The 19,433-nt window shown below is 49.9% G+C and carries 13 protein-coding genes and 1 pseudogene; 9 read left to right on the plus strand and 5 right to left on the minus strand.

What is annotated here, in order from left to right; translation table 11 throughout:
- Positions 1–2: 2 nt before the first annotated feature.
- Positions 3–1,817, minus strand: a complete 1,815-nt coding sequence (locus QMK20_RS02670) for a cache domain-containing sensor histidine kinase (protein WP_283654478.1) — start codon at positions 1,815–1,817, stop codon at positions 3–5.
- Between the two features lie 204 nt (positions 1,818–2,021).
- On the opposite strand from QMK20_RS02670, the gene QMK20_RS02675 reads away from it, so the two are divergent.
- From QMK20_RS02675 to QMK20_RS02685, 3 genes are read left to right on the plus strand one after another with little or no spacing between them, the layout of a single operon-like run.
- Entirely contained in the window at positions 2,022–2,903 is an 882-nt protein-coding gene (locus QMK20_RS02675; RefSeq protein ID WP_044646534.1) for a carbohydrate ABC transporter permease, read from the plus strand.
- Positions 2,904–3,740: a carbohydrate ABC transporter permease gene (locus tag QMK20_RS02680; RefSeq protein ID WP_283654479.1), complete on the plus strand. Its 837-nt coding sequence runs from the start codon at positions 2,904–2,906 to the stop codon at positions 3,738–3,740.
- 42 nt (positions 3,741–3,782) lie between these two features.
- A complete protein-coding gene (locus QMK20_RS02685) occupies positions 3,783–5,081 on the plus strand; it encodes an ABC transporter substrate-binding protein (protein ID WP_283654480.1) in 1,299 nt (432 codons plus the stop codon).
- Between the two features lie 82 nt (positions 5,082–5,163).
- Here QMK20_RS02685 and QMK20_RS02690 read toward each other — a convergent pair whose 3' ends face one another.
- Positions 5,164–5,706: a dihydrofolate reductase family protein gene (locus QMK20_RS02690; RefSeq protein WP_283654481.1), complete on the minus strand. Its 543-nt coding sequence runs from the start codon at positions 5,704–5,706 to the stop codon at positions 5,164–5,166.
- A gap of 104 nt (positions 5,707–5,810) precedes the next feature.
- On the opposite strand from QMK20_RS02690, the gene QMK20_RS02695 reads away from it, so the two are divergent.
- The 5 genes and pseudogenes from QMK20_RS02695 (at position 5,811) to QMK20_RS02715 (ending at position 15,222) form a co-directional block, all read left to right on the plus strand.
- Entirely contained in the window at positions 5,811–6,749 is a 939-nt protein-coding gene (locus QMK20_RS02695; RefSeq protein WP_283654482.1) for a helix-turn-helix transcriptional regulator, read from the plus strand.
- Positions 6,750–6,906: 157 nt separating this feature from the next.
- A pseudogene (locus QMK20_RS02700) lies at positions 6,907–10,030 on the plus strand (DEAD/DEAH box helicase).
- Between the two features lie 20 nt (positions 10,031–10,050).
- Positions 10,051–10,767 (plus strand): phosphoribosylglycinamide synthetase, encoded by a 717-nt coding sequence (locus tag QMK20_RS02705; RefSeq protein ID WP_283654483.1) that lies wholly within the window; start codon positions 10,051–10,053, stop codon positions 10,765–10,767.
- 150 nt (positions 10,768–10,917) lie between these two features.
- The gene (locus tag QMK20_RS02710; protein WP_283654484.1) at positions 10,918–11,832 is read left to right on the plus strand and encodes a M15 family metallopeptidase; all 915 of its coding nucleotides are present in this window, start codon (positions 10,918–10,920) and stop codon (positions 11,830–11,832) included.
- A 252-nt stretch (positions 11,833–12,084) separates the two neighbouring features.
- Entirely contained in the window at positions 12,085–15,222 is a 3,138-nt protein-coding gene (locus QMK20_RS02715) for a hybrid sensor histidine kinase/response regulator (RefSeq protein ID WP_283654485.1), read from the plus strand.
- Positions 15,223–15,274: 52 nt separating this feature from the next.
- Here QMK20_RS02715 and QMK20_RS02720 read toward each other — a convergent pair whose 3' ends face one another.
- Positions 15,275–15,706 (minus strand): hypothetical protein, encoded by a 432-nt coding sequence (locus tag QMK20_RS02720; protein ID WP_283654486.1) that lies wholly within the window; start codon positions 15,704–15,706, stop codon positions 15,275–15,277.
- Positions 15,707–16,124: 418 nt separating this feature from the next.
- Between QMK20_RS02720 and QMK20_RS02725 the strand changes: the two genes are divergently transcribed.
- Positions 16,125–17,201: a Gfo/Idh/MocA family protein gene (locus QMK20_RS02725; protein WP_283654487.1), complete on the plus strand. Its 1,077-nt coding sequence runs from the start codon at positions 16,125–16,127 to the stop codon at positions 17,199–17,201.
- A 90-nt stretch (positions 17,202–17,291) separates the two neighbouring features.
- On the opposite strand, the gene QMK20_RS02730 is transcribed toward QMK20_RS02725, so the two are convergent.
- Complete coding sequence (locus QMK20_RS02730) at positions 17,292–17,792, minus strand: NUDIX domain-containing protein (RefSeq protein WP_283654488.1); 501 nt, start codon at positions 17,790–17,792, stop codon at positions 17,292–17,294.
- Positions 17,793–17,931: 139 nt separating this feature from the next.
- Positions 17,932–19,401 (minus strand): MFS transporter, encoded by a 1,470-nt coding sequence (locus tag QMK20_RS02735; RefSeq protein WP_283654489.1) that lies wholly within the window; start codon positions 19,399–19,401, stop codon positions 17,932–17,934.
- Positions 19,402–19,433: the final 32 nt, after the last annotated feature.

The raw sequence follows: 19,433 nt of genomic DNA on the forward strand, positions 1-19,433 counted from the left end.
GGTCACTCTCCCTTAGTATAAATTTCGGTATGAGCTTCGGTACGAATTTCGAGTGTATAACGAACGCCATGAGGCAGAATATTGTCTACATACAGGGTATTAGAGCCGTCTTCGGAGTGAAGCTGGATGCGCAGCAGCACATTACGGAGTCCGATAGAATCCGACTCGCTGGTGTTCGGTTCCTCATAGGCTTTCAGCGGACGTTTCAGCATATGCTGGAGATGCTCCAACTCAGCCTGCGGAATCGATATCCCATTATTTTCCACTGTAATCTTCACGATTCCTTCCCGAATCTGGCAGCCCGCAATTCGAATTTCACCATGTCCCAGCCGCGGATCAGCACCGTGTTTAAAGTAATTTTCCACTAATGGCTGGAGAATCATTTTGGGCACCTGATCATCCAGGACCCCATCATCCCATTGGTAAGTGACCTCTAATTGCTCGCCAAAGCGTTCTTTTTGCAAATCAAGATATTGCTTTACATGCTCGGCCTCTTCCTTAAGTGTTACGACTGTATGATCCCGCATGTTATAGCGGAGCATTTTGGCAAGGGAAGAGAGCAGGGAATAGATTCGCGGCACCTCATGCTGTAGAGCCAGCGTTCCGATAGATTGCAGCGTATTGTATAAAAAATGAGGGTTAATCTGTGCTTGAAGCGCTTTCAATTGATGTGTCTTGTTCGCCAGTTCGAGCTTGTATTCCCGTAAAATGAGGTTGTTGATGGTATCCATCATCTGTCTGAAGCGGCGTGACAGCACTCCGATCTCATCATTGCTCATGGCCCGGATGTCTACATCCAATTGACCGGACTGAATCTGGTTTATGTAGCGGGTCAGTCGCTTGATGGGCTCCGTGATTTTGATGGAAATCCACAAGGTGGCAACAATGACGAGCAGCAACGCTGCGCCTGTAATGACTGCATTGATCTGGGTCAGGCGGGTGGCCCGTAAATAAAGCGTGCGATTAGGGATTTTCTTAATGAGCGTCCAGCCTGACAGGCTGGCATCCAGCTTGCCGTACACCTGCAATGCCGTATCATCTTCAATGACTCCGTGCTTGCCTTCTTTAGAAATTCGATTAAGCAGGCCGGATTCCTTCCAGCGCGTTCCAATCGACGCTTCCTGTCCACTATATATGATCGTTCCGTTCCGGTCGATCAAAAACAGTTCCTCTGTATCTGCATTGTACAACTGACGGCAAATGCTACGCAGCGGGTCCAGACGAACATCCATAGCAAGCACCCCAAGCATCTCTGAGGAAGGAATGTTCTGAATCGCCCGATGGAGTGTAAATACCTGCCGCTGTGTGTCGTGTTCTGCATAGGAAACCGCCGAAAAGCCGTACAAATGCTTCGTATGTGAAGGCTGGATGAACAATCCGGAAGAGCCGTAATGAATGGAGCCGGGAAAGGGTGCCAGCCGGAATTCCCGTAGAGGGACTGTGCTGGTAATCAGCGTAGATTGCCTGGCCTCAAAAGAGTGCAAATACACCTGATCGATGCCTGACGAAGCATTCATCATCGTTTGCAGCGTGGTGTAAATTTCGGCAACGGCCCGGTAATCATTCGGAATTTTAGCCAGGTTGCGCAGGAAATGAGGATCATTATAGACTCCAATGGACGCGCGGTTTAATCCCTGTAAATAGTTATCCAGATTCGTAATTCCCTGAAAAATAAGCCGTTCATTTTCTTGTGTGGCCTGCTCTCGCAAGGATTGCTTGGTAAGAATGAAGGTCATAGTCATCGACAGCAGCAGCGGCAGAGTAACCGCAATTAAGAGAAACCAGATCAGGCGAGAACGAATGCTGTGGAATTTCATGCGAATAGCTCCTTTCACAATTCAAGGCAAGCCGGAGGTCAATATTTTCCCCCTGAATGGTTCACGATCTTGCGTGTTCTCCAGAGCGCTTATTCGACATAATGAACATGTGAACCACAAATCGAATGGTCAAAGCGCCCATGCTGCTTGAGGAAGCCGTAAGGAGCGCTCCAGACACCAACAGACAACAAAGGGGGGATCGGCTTGAACCGCGCCAAATCGTCGCAATGGCTCCAGCAATGGATTTTCGTAGGGCCGTCGACGTTATTTTTCGTTATCATTATTGTAATCCCTTTCATGCTAGGAATGTACTATTCTTTTACAGAGTGGAATGGAGTTGCTAATCAGGCGAAGTGGGTCGGATTGGATAATTTCAGTCACATTTTACTGGATGATGACAAGTTTAGGACAGCGTTCTGGTTTACGGTCCGTTTTACGGTGATTGGAGTAGTGGCTGCGAATATGATTGGTTTTTTGCTGGCGTATTTTTTAACCAAGCCGCTGAAAACAAAAAATGTGCTGAGGACTATTTTTTTCATGCCTAATGTGATTGGCGGGCTGTTGCTGGGATTTATCTGGCAGTTTATTTTCGTCAAAGGATTTGCAGCGATTGGAGAGAGTACGGACTTGTCTTTCTTCAATCTGCCCTGGCTGGGAGATGAGATCACGGCTTTCTGGGGTATTGTGATCGTGTTTATCTGGCAAACCGCCGGATATTTGATGGTCATTTACATCTCTTCCCTGACCAATGTGCCGCGGGATATGCTGGAGGCAGCTGAAATTGACGGAGCGAGCCGGATGCAAATATTAAGGTCAATTATACTGCCTTTGATCATGCCTGCCGTTACGGTATGTCTTTTCCTGGCGATCTCGTGGTCGTTTAAAATGTTCGATCTCAATTTGTCACTGACCAAAGGGGGGCCCTTCGGTTCCACGGAGTCAGTCGCACTCAATATTTACAATGAAGCGTTTGTGAATAATCGTTATGGGCTAGGAACGGCCAAAGCACTCATATTCTTTATCATTGTTGCGCTTGTTACGAGCCTTCAGGTGCGTTTGACGAAAAGCCGGGAGGTGGAGGCGTAAGTGGAAACAAGCAAGCGTTACCGTGCCGGAACATGGGTGACCGAGCTGGTCATGATTCTCGTCGCTTTGATATTCCTCGTTCCGTTTTATTTTTTGTTCGTCAATTCGGTCAAAAGCTTTGGTGATCTGCTCACCGATTCGGCGGCCTGGCCGCAAACGTTTGTATGGAGTAACTATGCCAGAGCATGGAGCATTACACGTTTTCCCGAGGCCTTATGGAATTCACTCGTGGTTACGGTGGTCAGTAATCTGTCGCTTGCGCTGATCAGCTCGATGGCTGCTTACCGGATGGTCCGGCATCCGACGCGTTATAATCGGGTGTTGTTCACCCTGTTCGTGGCTGCCATGGTCATTCCGTTTCAATCCGTGATGATTCCTTTGGTCAAGGTCGTAAGTACGCTGGATTTAATGAACAGCATCAGTGGTCTGGTTATCTGTTATTTGGGATTCGGGGCGCCTATGTCCATCTTTCTCTTTCACGGGTTCGTCAAAGGCGTACCGGTGGAGGTGGAGGAGGCGGCTACGGTAGACGGCTGTACGCCTTACGGTGTGTTTTTCCGCATTGTATATCCGTTGATGCTGCCGATGATGGTAACGGTTATTATTTTGAATACGCTCTGGATCTGGAATGACTATCTGCTGCCTTCTCTTGTGCTGCAAAAGGCGGAGCTGCGGACGATTCCAATCGCGACCTATGCCTTTTTCGGACAGTACACCAAGCAGTGGGATTTGGCATTGCCTGCACTGGTACTGGGTATCTTGCCAGTGATCGTATTCTTTCTGGCCATGCAAAAATATATTATTCAAGGTATTATGGCTGGCTCAGTCAAGGGCTGAGTGTGGGATGAACTGAAATTTAGTATAGAAGGGAACATGAATATGAAAACGCATACTTTTAAAAAGAAAGCCCAAGCCCTGATTCTGCTTCTCGCTGCGTTTGCACTTGTTCTGGCAGGCTGTAACAGTAGCGGTGGTGAACAAAATGCAGGCAAAGAGGAAGCCAAGGAAAAGACGATTCACATTTTTCAGTTCAAGGTGGAAATTGCAGAGGCACTCAATCGCATGAAGGCCGAATATGAAGCTTCCCATCCGGGAATCAAGCTTGATATTCAGACCGTGGGCGGAGGTAGCGACTACGGGGCGGCCTTGAAGGCGAAGTTTGCCTCCGGGGAGCAGCCGGATATTTTTAATGTAGGAGGCTACCGCGAGCTGGATACGTGGCTGGAATATTTGGAGGACCTGTCTGACCAGCCTTGGGTCGGTGACGTGGTCGATGTCGCCAAGGAGCCGATGACCAAGGATGGCAAGCTGTACGGTCAGCCGATGAATCTGGAGGGCTACGGATTCATTTATAACAAGGATTTGTTCAAGAAAGCGGGCATTACCGAGACACCCAAAACGCTGTCTGAGCTGGAAGGAGCTGCCCAAAAGCTCCAAGCCGTAGGAATTACACCTTTTTCTAATGGATATCAGGAGTTTTGGGTACTGGGCAATCATTTGCTGAACGTGGCATTTGCCAATCAGCCGGACCCGTCAGCTTTCGTGAAGGGACTGAATGATGGAACAGCGAAAATCCCGGGCAACGCTGTATTCGCCGAGTGGATTAAGCTGTTCGATCTGACGCTCAAGTATGGCAACTCCAAACCGCTGACGACGGATTACAATACTCAGGTAACGAATTTTGCTACGGGCAAGGCCGCCATGATGCAGCAAGGGAATTGGACCCAAGTACAAATTGACGGGATTAATCCAAAGCTGAATCTGGGTATTCTGCCTATGCCGATTGGTGAAGACGCAGCAGCCGGAGATAAGCTGTTTGTAGGAGTCGCCAACAACTGGGTGGTTAATAAAAATTCATCTGTCAAAGCCGAGGCGAAGGAGTTTTTAAACTGGATGGTGACATCCGAGCAGGGTAAAAAGTATATCACCAAGGAATTCAAATTCATTCCGGCGTTCAAGAGCATCAAAGGGTCAGAGGCTGATATGGGCCAATTGGGTGCCGAAGTGGTGAAATACAGTCAGGAAAACAAGCTGCTGGGCTGGTTCTTTAGCCGCTATCCTGAAGGAGCGCAGCAGGAATTCGGCAGTCAGATGCAAGCCTATGTGGCGGGCAAATCGGATGCCGGGAAGCTGTTCGAGGATTTCCAGAGCACGTGGGATAATTTGAAGACCAAATAATGAACAAAAGCACGCGATACAGCCTTCGTATTCCAGGGAGATTGCATGATCTTGAAATACGAAGGCTTTTCTGTAAACAGAATTATATATGATAATGAAGCATAACGATATCCCCGCAGCGTTCTATTTCTTTGAGTTCAAACGTACTTGGCAGCGTTCCTTCTGGAAATAATGGTATTCCTTGTCCGAGCACCTTGGGAATGACCGCAATGATAGCCTCCTCCAGCAGTCCCTCCCGCATGAAGACCTGAACTAACTGGCCTCCACCCACCAGCCATATTGCACCTTCCGATTGTTCTTGCAGACGCAGAACAAGCTCAGACAGAGCTTCGTCTGTAAACGTAACATGCGGTGCTTGCTGATGCTTCGTTAATGACCGGGTGAGTACATAACACGGCTTGCCGGCATAAGGGAAATCATCTGAAAGCTTCAATACCTCCTCATACGTTAACCTGCCCATCAGCACCGTGCCTACGGTGTCGTAAAAGTCGGCATATCCATTGTCACCGCCGTCCCCTTTGACATCATACAGCCAGTCCACTGAGCCATCTGGCAGCGCTATATACCCATCGAGACTCATGGCAATATACAGCACAGTTTTGTTGCGAGATTTTGTATCCTTCATCGTTCATCGCTCCTTTCTATCTCCTATGATATAATGCATTTATGACATATCATGTCGTAGTTAAATTGCGTATCCGATTGAATTTTTAATAAAAGGAGTACCTGATGAACGAACGGAGAATTGCCCTTATGAGGATACTGGATTCCCGAAAAAAATATACGGCACGTGAGCTTGCCGAGCGTTTTGACGTCTCCGTCAGGACGATACAAAGAGATCTCGACTATTTGCAGCAGACCGGGTTACCCCTTTATACCGAAACCGGACCTCATGGCGGGTACCGGGCGCTTCCCAATCGACTTCTTCCGCCCCTTCATCTTGCCCGCGACGAGGCCTTGGGTCTTTTTCTCATGCTGCAACTGCTGGAAGACATTCCTGATATCCCTTTCGGATCGGTTCGCGGGCATGTATCCGAGCAATATTATGCCGGGCTTCCACAGGATGTGCAGGATAGCATTGATCAATTGAAGGATTATATCTCTTTTCGCATGCTGCCTACTCACGCAGAGTCGCCCTACACCTCGCTCATTTTGGAGGCTGCGTTGAATAAGCGCCGGGTGAAGATGCATTACCGCTCCGCTTCCGGGGAAAAGTGGACTGAAGTTTATCCGGTTGGGCTATATTTTGATCACGGATATTGGTACATGCCAGCGCATAGCAAAGACCGGATTATCCTGTACCGTTCTGATCGGGTAATCGCAATGACCATGCTGGAACAAACCTTACCCAGCCTTCCCACACTCCGGGAATGGATGGCTTCGGATGATTCCCGCCAGGGAATTCCGTCAAAAATAAAGTTTACTGCGTTTGGTGCCCGGCTGGCGGAATCAGACCCCCTCTTCCAGAATGTCTTCCATCAGGAATGGCAGGGATATATTCCGCCCGAGGAATTGAGTTATGTATCCAGACTCCTGTTAAAGTATGGGCCGGAGGCCGAGGTTATATATCCGGAAGAGCTGCGTATGCGAGTCAGGCAACTGCTGCAAGACAGCCTGAATCCTTATCTGAAGGATGCGGAAGCTGATGATGATGAAAAAGAGGCTTGATCCTATAGATCGAGTCTCTTTTGTATAGTTAACCACATGAATATTTAAGGTTATTAACTTATGACTTTCCATTTATTTTTGCGATAAAGTTTTGAAAAGAGCCTGTTTTCGTATATGATGAAGAGTAATAATTCAAAAGGCTGGACGGGAGACAGATATGAATCAACCGCTTTATGGAATATGGCTCGGAGATGTGTTTTTTTGCTTTTCTGGTGAGACGTCGGAACCACGTATTGATGCGTGGAGCAGTGTAATCCGCAGGCTGACGCTGAAGGGAGACCTTCGGCCGTTTCGGCAGGCTGCGTTGCGTCTTGCCGAGGTGCGGATACCGAACACGGCTCGCGTGGAAGTCGCAGGCAGAGGAGGCAAAAGACGCTCCATGCTGGGCCGCACGCTGGAGGGCTTGGCGCTGGAACCGCGCGAAACACTGGCCCTGCTGACCCGTATGGACGAGAAGGGCTGTGCTGCGTCGGGCATTACGCTGGGAGAGGAAATGCAATATTGGCAAAAGGCCGCTTATTTTGCGCTGGAACTGATGCAGCGAGGCGAAATTGCGCCATCGCTTACAGAGGCGCGTCCATCGGGACCGCGACGGCGCGGCCCGGAGGCGGCGGTTGGGGTGTGGATTCCCCGGCTGCGCCAGGAGGAGGACGTTCGCCGCTTTCATGAGCTGGCTTCGGCGATGCCAGCCGTCTGTATGGCGGCTCCCGCCGTCTTCGCAGGCAAGGAGCCGGAAACACGGGAGGATGCAGCGGGAATTGTGCTCTATTCCTTCCTGTGTGCGGTCATCCATGCGGAAACGACCGCGGTGCTGGCAGCCTCCGACCGTGAGCTGAGCAGATATCGCGCAGAGTATCGGCGCGGGGGATCGCCGCTGGCAGAGCTGTGGTGGAACAGCCTGCTGACAGGTTCCCGCCCGGTTGCGATACAGGGAACGCCTGCCGAGATGAAGGAGTTGGTTCTCCAGGCGGCTTCTCTTGAAGGAAGCGCGATGCCAGTCATGGAACGGGAGGATCAGGAGCCGATCGAAGGACAGGTTCGTCTGTGCCTTCGTCTGGAGCCTTCACTGGAAGAGAATGTGAAGGAATGGCGCATTACCTTTTGGGCAGAAAGCGATGCCGAGCCGGGGTTGCGACTGCCTGCTTTGGCGCTGTGGGCGCATCCCGAGCGCGATCTGGTGCGCGGCACCATCGTGTATCGCCAAGTGCAGGCACAGCTGCTGCTGCTGCTTGGACAGGCGGCCGAAGCGGCACCGATACTGCAAGAAGCGTTGAGCCGCCCTTATCCCGAGGGCCTCACGCTGGAGCCTGAGCTGTTCTTCCGCTTCCTGACGGAAGCCGTACCCGCTCTGCAAAAGAACGGAACCACCGTGCAAATGCCTTCACGCTGGAGCCGGGAGGGTCGCCGCCGCGCAGGCTTGCGGCTCAAAATGCGTCCGGCGGAGCGCGGCACCCCGCCGGAAGGCGTGAATACCGACACATCGACGGTCGGTATTAACCGCATGATTTCCTTTGATGCCGAGGCTGTGCTGGGCGATACGACCTTGACGATGGAGGAATTGGAAAGCATCGTCGCGGCTAATTTGCCGTATGTACGTCTGGGAGGCGAATGGATCGAGGTCGATCCGAAGGAAATTCGTCAGGTGCTGCGTTTTATCAAGCGCGGTGAAGACGGCGAAATGACCTTGTCCGAATGGATGCATCTGGCCGCGGAAAATGAAGGTGCAGGCGAGGCCTCATGGAAGGGCCTGTCCATCTTCGGCGCGGAATCTGCCGGGTTGCTGGCCTCTCTGGTTGAGGGCGGCGTGCTTCGTTCTGTGGAGCCGCGCCCTGTACCAAAGACGCTGCATGGCGCATTGCGTCCTTATCAGGAGCGCGGCTTCCAATGGCTGGCTGCCATGCGCGGGCTGGGCTTCGGTGTCTGCCTTGCGGACGACATGGGGCTTGGTAAAACGATTCAGGTGATTACCTGCCTGCTCGATGGCGGCATCGGCGCGACGGATCAGCGTCCGGCGTTGATCGTCTGTCCGACCTCGCTGCTCGGTAACTGGCAGCGGGAGCTGAAGCGTTTTTCGCCGGATTTGTCACTTTATATTCATCACGGCAACCAGCGACTTCACGGGGAGGCATTTCAAGAAAGCGTCCGCGAGTATGATATCGTTCTCACTACCTACCATTTGGCGGGTCGGGACGGCAGCGATTTATCTGCGGTCTATTGGTCCTCTATCGTGTTGGATGAGGCGCAATATATTAAAAATGCACGGACAAAGCAGGCTCAGAGCGTAATGAAGCTGTCAGCACCGCATCGGATCGCCATGACGGGCACCCCGGTGGAGAATCGGCTGAGTGAGCTGTGGTCCATTTTTCAATTTCTGAATCCGGGTTACCTCGGCACCTCATCTTCGTTCCGTCAGCGCTACAGTATGGCGGGAGAGGAGAGAGGGGGCGCTGCGCGAGCTATATCGTCTCGTCTCGCCGTTCATGCTGCGTCGACTCAAAAGCGATCCGGATATACGCAAGGATTTGCCGGAGAAGCTGGAATTGAAATCATATTGTGTACTGACACCGGAGCAGGCTGGATTGTATCGCGGCGTGGTGGATCAACTCATGGGGACACTGGACGGGCAGATCGGTATCGCCCGCAAGGGGCTTGTCCTGTCTTCGCTGACCAAGCTGAAGCAAATTTGCGACCATCCGGGTCTGATCATTCCGGGCCGGGCTGACACTGGAAAAACCGAAAATTCGGGCAAAATGGAACGGCTGCTGGAGCTGGTGGAAACCATTCGGGAGAATGGAGAATCCGCTCTGATTTTCACCCAATATGTGTCCATGGGAGAGCTGTTGGTAGCACGGCTGGCCCGGATTTTCGGGGAAGAACCGTATTTCCTGCATGGAGGGCTGGCGAAAACCAAACGGGACGAAATTGTCCACAACTTCCAGCAGGGGGAAGGGCCGAATATATTCGTGCTTTCCCTGCGGGCGGGTGGCGTTGGCCTGAACCTGACGCGTGCCAGTCATGTTATTCACTATGACCGCTGGTGGAATCCTGCGGTAGAAAATCAGGCGACGGATCGGGTATTCCGCATTGGTCAAAGCCGGAACGTGCAGGTGCATAAGCTGATCTGCCAAGGTACGCTGGAGGAACGGATCGACGAGCTGATCGAGAGCAAAAAGGCGCTTTCCGAGCAGGTTGTCGGCTCCGGTGAGCATTGGCTGACGGAAATGTCTGACGATGAATTGCGTGGTCTGATTGCGCTGCAAAATGATATATGGATTGAGTAAGCACAGAAAGGATGAAGACGATGACAAGGCCGCGAGTGAAGCTGCGAGTAACTGACGGTCAATGGGAGGCGGAAGTAGAGGAGTACGGAACGGACAACGGTTCGGCGATTGCTCGGGCTGCCCGCTGGACTGGCACCGTGCCTGTACTGGACCCGGAACAGCGGACGGCATGGCTGGAGCAGCTAAAGGCGGAACCTTGGGACATATACCGTTTTATACAGGGGGAAGCCTGCCTCTCGCTGGATGAGGTCGTTCAGGTAGCAGCCGATGCGGCTACATCCAATCTGGAGGACGGCGTTGGTGCAGCCGACGAAGCGAAGAAGGCTCTCCAAGCGGGGCTGGAAAGCGAGCCGCTGCTTGGTCTGGACCTGATCGGAATGACGCGCGAAGCACTGCTGGAATTCGTATTCAGTGCTTGGGCAGGTGAACTGTCCCATGTGCAGGGGGCATCTCTCGCGCATGAGCCAACCTCGCGGTCAGAGGGCGCACGCAGCGGATCGGCGGCGATCAGCGAATGGATTGCTGAATCTGCCGCCGAAGGAGCATTACATCGTCCCGGCGCGGGCTTTCATGCCATTGAGATTCGTCTGTCGCAGAAGCTTGCGCCTATGAATGAAGCTGACATTACGGCATTGCTGCCGGGACTGCCCCGTGCGGAAGAGGCACTGAAGCTCATACGTGAGCGTGTAGCTGAACGCGCCCGGGCTACAATTCCGCAAAAACGTCATACTCCCTAACAATTCGGGTCTATTCTTTCTTTTTCGGGCCTATTCAGCTTCATCGAACTGGATAACGGCTTCGAAGAGTGTCGAAAGTTCAGTTACAATAGGGGAACGTAAAACCATAGCAAGCCATGCATCAAATGTAATATTGGAGGAGATACCCGCATGAAACAACATATACAACAGAAACGGACCCCTCAGCGCTGGAGCAAAGCGCTTATCCCGGGACTGATCCTGCCGGGGCTGCTGTTGGCAGCGTGCCAGCAGGGAGGTTCGGGTGGACAGGAAAGCGAGCCGCTGAAATCATCCCCGACGACACAGGAGAGCGTCCAGCCTGCCACCCAGTCGAATGCGGGCAATAGTAGCGGTACTGAAACGGGTACTGGACAAGCCTCGGTGGGTACAGGAAGCGGACAGGCAGATCCCGTGATGGCGCTACGAAGCGAGAGTGCGCTGCAAGCCACGGTGAAGGAAGATGGGGGGACTGCCATTGTCACCAACGCTACGTCTGATACCGTCGTGGTGAACAAAAAGCGCAGCTTGCCTGTAGGCTATGCCCCGGATGATCTGGTGGAGCCGAAGGTACCTTTTTCCTTCGAAGGCCCGCATGAGAAACGGCATATGCGGAAGGAAGCGGCAGAGGCGCTGGAGAAGCTGTTCGACGGTGCGAAGAAGGACGGCATGGAGCTGCGTGCTGTATCGGGATACCGTTCCTATAAGCGTCAGGTTTCCATTTTCAACAACAATGTGAAGACAAAGGGGCAGGAATATGCCTCTAAAGTCAGCGCGGTACCGGGTACAAGCGAGCACCAGACAGGATTGGCGATTGATGTGTCCAGTCCAAGCGTAGACAATGTGCTGGAGCAATCCTTCGGAGCCTCTAGGGAAGGCGAGTGGCTGGAGAAGCATGCGCCGGAATACGGATTTATTATTCGTTATATGAAGGACAAGGAAGATGTGACTGGCTATGTATACGAGCCTTGGCATATTCGTTATGTGGGAACTGACATCGCGGAGGATGTAGCCAAGCAGGGAATGACGCTGGAGGAATATTTTGACGAGAAGAATATCAAGCTGTAGTAGCCGAGAACAAAGCCGTAATCCTGGGGATTGCGGCAGCAGCGGCTATTCCAAATAGACAACAAACTTTTTGAAGTCCGCATCATTAATCATATTATATGATGTTAAAAACAGTAAAATAAGCTCTACAGAATCTTGATACCTTTGTCGTTACCTGCTCTCTTTAGCAGCCAAGCAAGAGAATGGCTAAATCCTATGCTATAATGTAAAGGATTAACAATAAAGAGCGGTCAAAAGAGGTTTTATTCATTTATGACAAAATTGATGAACGTCATGCAGGCAAAGCATATAACACTTTTTAAATATATAACAATCATGCTGTTTATTTTTGCTGCATTAGTCGGCATGAGATGGGCGTGGTCTGTCGTTTTTCCCGTATCCGACCACCAGCCCCGTGCTGTTGGCGGCGTGCTTGACCTGCGCGGTATTGATCTGGAAAATTCCCCTGTGCTCTATTTGAATGGAGAATGGGAGTTTTATCCTGAAAATTTTGTTTCGGGAGACGAGTTTCTGGAGAAGGAACCCGAAGCAAGCCATGTTACCGTACCAGGTGACTGGGGGAGCGCGCTTCAGCAGCATTCAAACAACTCGTACGGGTATGGAACGTATCGTCTTCGCATTTTGATTGATTCGCTTCAGACTCCTGTTTCATTCTGGTTTAAAAAAATTCAGGCGGCATCGGAAATTGAAATTAACGGAAAAAATTTTGCCATTATGGGCAAGCTAGCCGACGCTGCAAATGAATATACACCCAAAAGCATCTCTTTTACCTCTACTTATGACACAGAAGGAGTGACCGAGATTGAACTGGTCATTCGTGCGGCCAATTTCGACAACCCCTATAATGGCGGCATTGTAACTCCGATTCGCTTTGGCACTGCGGCCACTATTGATTTTGTGCGCTGGTACTCGATTGGATTTCAGCTGTTCATTTTTCTTATTCTGCTGCTTCATTGCCTGTATGCTTGCATTCTCTATCTATTCAGCTCAAAAGAGAGGACCTTGTTGATCGCAGCGCTGTTAACGATATCCGTTGGCATTACGATTCTAGTAAGTCACGATAATATACTCTTGTTATGGCTGCCGATTAACTATACATGGGCAATCAAAATTAGACTGATCTCTCTGCTGTGGCAAAATGTGTTTCTGCTTCTGCTATTCAAAAGTTTCAACGCGGCCCCGCTGCGAGAAAAATGGTTCCAAACCTACATTGCAGCGAATGTTGCTCTTACCGGCATTTTCCTGGTCTCACCAGCCAATATTGCTTATACAATCGTCCATTTCAATGTATTTCATACGATTAATTTCATATCATTCGTCTGGTTTATATACATAGTAGGAACGATGATTTTGCAAAAAAATAAAGATAATGACGTCATTTTCTTGCTGTTCTCCGCAACAAACATCTTATCCAACTTACTGTGGAGTATTGCTGAGAGCGCAAGAGATGTTACGACTGTCTACTATCCCATCGACATTATTTTTGCTATTACCGGCTTTTCGGCCTATTGGTTTAAAAAGTATTTTCGAAATTCGATAGAAAACATGGAATTGAACAAGCAACTACAAAAAGCGGATAAAATTAAGGACCAGTTTTTGGCTAATACGTCCCATGAGCTCCGCACGCCGCTGCACGGTATTATGAACATCGCTTATAACGTTGTCACCAAAGAGAAGACCAGGCTTGCGAAAAGCAGCCTTGAGGATATGCAGCTGCTCATTACGATCAGCAGACGGATGTCACAGCTGCTTGGCGATCTTCTCGATGTCGTTCGGCTTCAGGAACGGCGCATTGTTTTGCAGCGGGAGCCCCTCAGCATTCAGTCCATCGCTCCTGGCGTTGTCGCAATGCTGCAATTTATGAAGGAAAGCAAGCCAATCGAACTGCATATGGAGATACCGGAATCGCTGCCTTTGGTATTGGCGGATGAGAAAAGGCTCGTTCAAATTTTGTATAACCTGCTGCATAATGCGCTTAAATATACCGAGGAGGGAAGCATCTCCGTCTCAGCCGAAATTCGGGACAGGCAGGCTGTTATTCATATTGCCGATACGGGGCCCGGCATGGATGAGGCGACCCAGTCGCGTATTTTTCTCCCTTATGAGCAAGGCTCTGATGGAATAAGCGGTGAGCAGGGCATCGGACTGGGCTTAAGCATTTGCAAGCAGCTTGTCGAGCTGCATAATGGCGACTTGACGGTTCGCTCCAAATTGGGAAAGGGCTCCGTTTTCAGCTTTAATCTGCCTTTAGCAGACGCAGCAGATTTTGAACCCAATCAGGTCCCTATTGCTCAGGCACAAACGAAGGGAATAATAGATGAGGTGCCTGCCGGCTTTCTTTTTCCGCACTCCATTGGGGAAATGGAAGCTGCCGCCGCACTGCCGCCGCTGTTAAAGGAGGACAAAGCCTATATAATTGCCGTTGATGATAATCCGGTCAACCTAAATGTTCTTGTCAGTATCCTTTCCACGGAGCCTTATAACATTACTACCGCTCGTTCCGGACGGGAGGCGATAGAATTGCTGGGGACCAGGCAGTGGGATCTGCTCATAGCCGATGTTATGATGCCGCAAATGTCCGGCTATGAATTAACACAGAAGGTTAGAGAGCAGTTTTCCATGTCAGAGCTTCCTGTGCTGCTCCTTACCGCACGCAGCCAGCAAGCGGACATTTACACCGGATTTTCAGCAGGGGCAAGCGACTATGTGACGAAGCCCGTAGACGCTTTGGAGTTAAAATATCGGATCAGGGCATTGATAGCCCTAAAGCAATCCATTAAAGAGCGTCTACGTGTGGAGGCTGCCTATTTGCAAGCGCAAATCCAGCCCCACTTCCTATTCAACACCCTTAATTCGTTAATGGCGTTAAGCGATATCGATACGGAAAGCATGCGCAAGCTGGGTGAGGCCTTCTCGTCCTTTTTACGAATTAGTTTTGATTATCTCAATACGGGGGAGTTAGTAGAGCTGGCTCATGAACTCGCGCTCGTTGAAGCCTATCTATACATCGAAAAAACGCGGTTCGGGGATCGGCTGTCGATTAAATGGGAGGTGGAGACGGGCATGCGGCTGCTGCTTCCTCCGCTCTCAATTCAGCCGCTGGTCGAGAACGCCGTCAAACACGGTCTTCTCAGCCGAAACGCAGGCGGTACGATCCAGCTGTCCATTACTCGCCGGGAGGGCTTCACCCTTATTGAAGTTAAAGATAACGGCAAGGGAATGGAGCAGGAAAAGGTCAATCAATTGCAAAATGCGGCTCAGAGTGAAAAAGCAGGCATTGGCATCCCTAATACGAATCGGCGATTGCAGCAGCTGTACGGTCAAGGCTTGTCGATCGTGAGCCGTGTTAATGAAGGAACAACCGTGTCGTTTGTTATTCCGGATAGATAGTAACAAGGCTCACGTCCTGGACAGGGATGATACCATGACGTGAGCCTAAATTCTAATTCGAATCCTGATCAAACATATATAAATAAACATCCTCCAAATTCGGCTTTACGGATCGCACATCCCCTTCTATCGGCTTGCTATCACTAACGATTCGAACACAGACACCGCCGTTTTCACTTGTAATATTGCTTGCTTTATATTGCTCTTGCACATGAGCCAAGGCGTTTTCTTCTATCTGCACTTCAAATACTTTTTCTTTCATACGCTCCAAAATCTGCTGGGGCTCCTCCTGCAAGACAAGTTTTCCTGCCTTGATTAAAATAACCTGCTTGGCGATAAACTCAATGTCAGAAACAACACGAGTTGCTGGAATGACTATTTTATTCAGAGCGATCGTCGTTGAAATTTCCCCCTTCTCATACGCCTGCCTAATATTGTCCTGCCTGCTAGGGAACTGCTCAAATTGCCGCTTCTCTTCTTGCATAGATGTTTAGCATAGTAAATAGCCCGATGATATAACAATCTAAAATAGTGAGTTCTATTTGTAGCGTCTTCGAGATTTCCAAAATCCTTAATTTTTTCTGAGAATCTTTCAAGTAGATCATCTACATTAACCGAATGAAGCGAAGCTGTCTCCATGATCGTGACGAGTCCGGGTAATAACTCTTCCGGATTATCTTCTAAAAATTGAACAGGTAGGTACATTTTTAATGTGAATTGGTATAGAGAAGGTGTGAAAAAGATCTGCGAAACCGACATCGGAATTGCAGGTCTTTTTTTATTTTATGGACCACTTTCGTTTCTGTGGGGACTATTCTGCAAAGCTACGGGTGATACTGCATAGCAAAAAGGAGTTTGATACAGGCATTAAGCCAAATTGAAGAGAAGGGAATTCTGATCACATGAGTACCTCCATCTCCCCAACCAAACCCATTCATATGGGTGTCATCGGCCTGGGCCTTATCGCTGAATATCACATTAGATCCCTGCAAACCATCTCGGGGGTTTCTATTGTGGCCATTAGTGATGTGAACCCCAATCGCCTTCAACTGCTGGGTAAGCAATTGCAACTGCCTGCTTCCAAGCAATATCCCCATTATGAAGCCTTAATCCGTGACCCGGAGGTGGATGCGATTCTGTCGCTGACACCCAACGATGTGCATTTTGACATTATTCGTATTGCTCTGGAAGAACACAAAGCCGTACTGGCGGAAAAACCGTTGACACTCACGTGGAAGGAAGCGGATCAGTTGAAAAAGCTGTATACAGCGAACCCGGTGCCTTTTCTGGTTCATTATAAGCATCGTTACGGCGCTGCTTTCCAATATGCCAAGCAATTGCTGGATGAACACAAGCTGGGCAACATCTATAACATTCAATTTCGGTATCTGATGGATGCATTCTCACCATATCGTCAACATCCGTATACATGGCGCCATAATTTAGCGAAGGCAGGCTCCGGAGTCGTGGGCGATACAGCCTCGCATATTATTGACCTGGCCCGTTTTCTGGTGGGTGAATTTAAAAGCGTCGCGGCGCTGCTACATACGATTACACCCGAGCGGCCTGATCCGGTCACAGGTCTGCCTGTAAAAGTAGATGTGGAAGACTTCGCTGCTTTCCATGGAATCATAGGGGATAATACCGTCGGCACGTTCATCACCCACAAAAATGCCATTGGCAAACGCCACGATATCGAAGTTGATATCTATGGCGAGCTCGGTGCGCTGCACGCCAGTCTCAACAACCGGGAAAATGTCCGCATTGTGCTGCGAGATTTGGAGCACCCGGATGCCGAATACGAGTCTTGGGCTGTCCCTGCAATCTATGATCATACGGCCTATGGAGACTTTGTTAAGCTGACAAGGGGAGAGTCCGTGGATCGTGCCCCATTGTTCGAGGACGGCTACAAAAACCAGTGGGTCCTCGAACAAATACTGCAATCCTGGAAAGAGAACGGACGTTTAGTGGAAGTGTAGGGGCAAGCATACCAAACTGTGGCCCATAAGATGGAGTCCTGAAAGGAGTGACCCTCTTGCGGATCACAGTTCCGCTCGGTTTGCATCAGTTCAAATGAATCCTGCTTCGATCTGTTGAATAATGGTCAGCAGGAAGGATTCAGCCAAGCTGTTTTTCAAAATAACCTGCTTGGCTTCCTCCAGCGTAAACCAACGTGCTTGGTCTACCTCTGCACTGAGAGCATCCAGTTTGTCATCGTTCACAATGGATACAAAATTCAGCATCAGTGTGTGGGTTCGTTCAAAATACTCGCTGCGCATATATGTATACTCATCCACTTGCAATCCCACTTCTTCCATAACCTCGCGCACCAATGTCTGCTCGGCGGATTCCCCCTTGTTCACATAACCAGCCAGCAAAATAAAATCCTTGATATTGTACTGCTGTATGAGCAACACTTTATTTCTCTGCCGATTGATTACAGCGGTGCTAATTGCAGTGCTGAATATCGGGAACCGAAAGACCTGACATGTATTGCAATAGGGAATAGGGCCTTCGCCTTCACACTCCTTCACGATTAGTTTTGTTCCACATTCATAGCAATACTTCATCTAAGCGCCACCTTATATCACATTTTCAAATTGTAAATGTTGCTTGTTATTCCATGTTCGTACTCCGTACGGAATACTCATCATCTTAATTCCACAATAACTATTCTGTCTATGCGCGTTTTCGTTCCTCTCGACTCCTTTATTGCTTTTCCTTCTGTACCTTTGCCCGTCTGGACCCGATCAGCCGCCAGCCTGTCAGCAGTGCCGCCACCAGACAAATGGACGCGGAAGTCATAAAGACCACATGCATTCCTGATAGAAAAATTTCCGGGTGACCCGGAACCAACCCGGTGACTCGATAGCCAGCCTCTTTGCTCATGATATAAAACAGGATCGACGTGGCTAAGGTAATCCCCACCACCATGCCGACGTTGCGGACCAGTGAATTGACACTCCCGGCTGAGCCGAGCTGCGTGCGGGGCACCTTGGACATGATTAGCGAATTGTTCGGCGATTGGAATAAACCACTGCCGATACCCAGCATAGCGATCCAAAGACCCACGAACGGAACGGGACTGCCTGCATGGAGACGAGCCAAGCCAATCTGGGCGACTACCATGACTACCAGTCCGGCAAAGGTGAGCAGTTCAGACCCGATTTTATCTGAAAGCGCACCGCTGAGAGGGGCAACGATAACCATGGAGATTGGAAACAGCATCAGCAGGAACCCTGCATAAAAAGGCGACAAGTTCAGCATATTCTGCGCATAGAAAGGCGAAATGATATTAAAGCAGAAGTTAGCGGCGAATACGAGAAAAGCGCACAGAATACTGAGCGAGAACAACGGATTCTTGAATAAAGCGAGCTGCAACAACGGCTGTGGACGGCGAATTTCCACCCGAAGGAATACCGCAAAAGCAATCACGGCAATTACCAGCAAAGCAATGATGCGGCTGTCCCCATATCCGACCTGTTGTCCCAGTAGTAATCCGGCGAACAAAGTGAGGATAAAAACCGCAAACACCAGACTGCCGGGAACGTCGATCTTGTCTTTCACCTTGATCAGATCCTTTGGCAGCAGCTTCCAGCCGAGAAAAACGGCCACCAGACCAATCGGTACATTGACCCAGAAGATATATTGCCAGCCTAGCGAAGAGACGATAATACCACCCAAGCTGGGTCCCGCGATACTGCCGAGGGAAACGAAGGTTCCGATTAGGCCGAGTGCCTTGCCTCGTTCAGTGGAAGGGAAGATATCCGTGACGATTCCCTGGCTGTTGGCCATGGTCATGGATGCTCCGAGCGCCTGAATGATTCGGGAGATCAGCAGCATGGGCAACGAATGACTGAGACCGCACAGCAGTGAGCCAAGGATGAACACGATCGTGCCGATCTTGAATATTTTAATTTTGCCTACAATATCTCCAAGCTTGCCAAAAAATAAAATGGCTGTACATATAGCCATCAAATAGGCTGTTGTGACCCATTCAATCTGTGCTACGGGTAAATTTAGCGTGCGGGACAACACGGGTAGAGCAATATTGACGATGCTTCCATCCAGCGTGGACATAAACGTAAACAGATTCAATACAATCAAAATCATCCAACGTTTCTTCTGGATTTCGCTATTTTCCTGATACGTTGCGGCAGCTGTAGCGGTTGAACTCATGATTAGCACCTCTTCATCGTTGACCATTACTA

It is taken from the genome of Paenibacillus sp. RC334, assembly GCF_030034735.1.
In the GTDB taxonomy this organism is placed as follows: Bacteria; Bacillota; Bacilli; order Paenibacillales; family Paenibacillaceae; genus Paenibacillus; species Paenibacillus terrae_A.

Bases quoted from the DNA above. Each gene is read 5' to 3' on its own strand.
- QMK20_RS02670 (WP_283654478.1), bottom strand. From the start codon at position 1,817: ATGAAATTCCACAGCATTCGTTCTCGCCTGATCTGGTTTCTCTTAATT.
- QMK20_RS02685 (WP_283654480.1), top strand. From the start codon at position 3,783: ATGAAAACGCATACTTTTAAAAAGAAAGCCCAAGCCCTGATTCTGCTT.
- QMK20_RS02690 (WP_283654481.1), bottom strand. From the start codon at position 5,706: ATGAAGGATACAAAATCTCGCAACAAAACTGTGCTGTATATTGCCATG.
- QMK20_RS02695 (WP_283654482.1), top strand. From the start codon at position 5,811: ATGAACGAACGGAGAATTGCCCTTATGAGGATACTGGATTCCCGAAAA.
- QMK20_RS02705 (WP_283654483.1), top strand. From the start codon at position 10,051: ATGACAAGGCCGCGAGTGAAGCTGCGAGTAACTGACGGTCAATGGGAG.
- QMK20_RS02710 (WP_283654484.1), top strand. From the start codon at position 10,918: ATGAAACAACATATACAACAGAAACGGACCCCTCAGCGCTGGAGCAAA.
- QMK20_RS02715 (WP_283654485.1), top strand. From the start codon at position 12,085: ATGACAAAATTGATGAACGTCATGCAGGCAAAGCATATAACACTTTTT.
- QMK20_RS02720 (WP_283654486.1), bottom strand. From the start codon at position 15,706: ATGCAAGAAGAGAAGCGGCAATTTGAGCAGTTCCCTAGCAGGCAGGAC.
- QMK20_RS02725 (WP_283654487.1), top strand. From the start codon at position 16,125: ATGAGTACCTCCATCTCCCCAACCAAACCCATTCATATGGGTGTCATC.
- QMK20_RS02730 (WP_283654488.1), bottom strand. From the start codon at position 17,792: ATGAAGTATTGCTATGAATGTGGAACAAAACTAATCGTGAAGGAGTGT.
- QMK20_RS02735 (WP_283654489.1), bottom strand. From the start codon at position 19,401: ATGAGTTCAACCGCTACAGCTGCCGCAACGTATCAGGAAAATAGCGAA.